This is a genomic window from Pseudomonas sp. P7548, assembly GCF_013386585.1.
GTDB lineage: Bacteria > Pseudomonadota > Gammaproteobacteria > Pseudomonadales > Pseudomonadaceae > Aquipseudomonas.
Genome location: NZ_JACARO010000170.1, coordinates 1 through 1,570, shown reverse-complemented (window position 1 = coordinate 1,570; position 1,570 = coordinate 1). Strand labels below are relative to the sequence as shown.

At 64.5% G+C, this 1,570-nt stretch carries 2 protein-coding genes; both read right to left on the bottom strand.

What is annotated here, in order from left to right; translation table 11 throughout:
• A partial coding sequence (locus tag HX803_RS31970; RefSeq protein WP_178926054.1) for a beta-galactosidase occupies positions 1-1,070 on the bottom strand: 1,070 nt, incomplete at its 3' end.
• On the bottom strand, positions 1,060-1,570 hold a 511-nt coding region (locus HX803_RS31965), incomplete at its 5' end, for a glycosyltransferase (protein WP_178926053.1). The genes HX803_RS31965 and HX803_RS31970, both read right to left, overlap by 11 nt.

The following is a 1,570-nucleotide window of genomic DNA, read 5'->3' as shown; positions in this document are numbered from 1 at the left end:
ACATCGAGGAAGTTCTTCAGCGCGGTGTAGGCCGGCTTGGGGTTCGCGTCGATGTCCAGCAAGCCGTAATACTGGTCACGCACGCTGGCGCGTTGGTCGAGGTCGCTGAGGGTGAACAGGAAGATCTTGTCGTAATCCATAGCACTCATCAGCGCCACGCGCCGCACGATGTAGTCGGCCTGGCCCTGCTGGGTGATCAGGTCCTGGGCGTCCTTGGGCCCCGGGTAGGTGGACCAGCCCCATTCGGTGCTCCACAGGGTTTGCACGCCTGCACCACGCAACGCTTGATTGAGTGTGGTGGTCTTGCTGATGAAATCCAGGTTGGACGGGTCGTTGCCTTCGGGCAGTTGGGTGTAGGGGTGATAGGAAATGGTGGTATTGAGGCTCGCCACCCCCAACGCGCCGAGTGCACTGAACATGGTCTGGCCGTTGGGCATCTCACTGAAAAACGCCATGCCTGCGGCCACCACGGGTTTGTTCGCGTCCACGGCGCGCAATGCGGCCGCGGTGGCGGTCAGCAGGGTGGCGTAACCGGCCGGGTCGGCCACCGGGCGCCAGAAGCCGAGCAGGTTGGGCTCGTTCCACACCTGCCAGGCATTCACGCTGGGGTAGCGCTGGGACAGCAACGCCATGCGGTTGGCAAACAGGTTCGGGTCCTTGGGTGGGTACTGGTCCTGATAGGGCGCACCCACCGGCGCGGTGGTGGCGAAGGGCGCCGAGCCCACCAGGTAGAACACCGACTTGAGCTGGTTGGTTTGCAGGTTGCCCACCAGTTGATCCAGCGTGGCGATCTGGTACTGGCCCTGCGCAGGTTCCAGCTGATCCCAATGCAAGTCCAGGCGCACCCACTCCAGGCCCAGCGCCTTGAGACGGTCGATCTGCTTCTGGTAGAGCGTGGGGCTGAACCACAGGAACTGCGCGTTCACCCCCAGGAAGTCTTTCCACACCACCACCTTGCTGCCCTTGAGCACATGGTTTTCGGCGTCGGCCTGGCGCCCCCACAGGAAGGCGGTCAGGCCCAGGGCGGCGATGACGGCAAGGGTGGCCAGGTAGGTGCGTTTACGCGCCATAGGGAACTCCCGCAATCGCCTGCTCGAACAGCTGCTTGAATTTCTGCGCGGTCAGGGGCCACAGGCGTTCGCGGCCGATTTCCCCGGCGCGTTCCGCCCAGTCCCGAGCCAGCAACGGCGTGCGCGCCAGGCGCAACAACTGCTCGCTCAACGCCGCCACATCGCCCTCGGGGAAGATCGCACCGTTGCCGCTTGCCACTTCTTCGGCAAACGCGCGGGCGTTGGAAGTGATCGCACCGCGCCCGCAGGCTGTGGCCCAGGACAACGCGCCACTGGTGCCACGCTGGCGGCCCAGCAGGCCGAGTTTTTTCGATTCACGGTACGGCAGCACCATCACATGGTGCGCCTGGATGGTCTGTGCGATCTCATCGGCCGGCAGGTTCAAGCGCCAGTCGATCACACCCGTCAGGCCCAGTTCGGCGATCTGGCTGTTCAGCTGTTCCAGGTAGTTGCCGCCCGCACCAAATGCCATTTCAGGGGCGGTGCCACCGGCCAGGGTC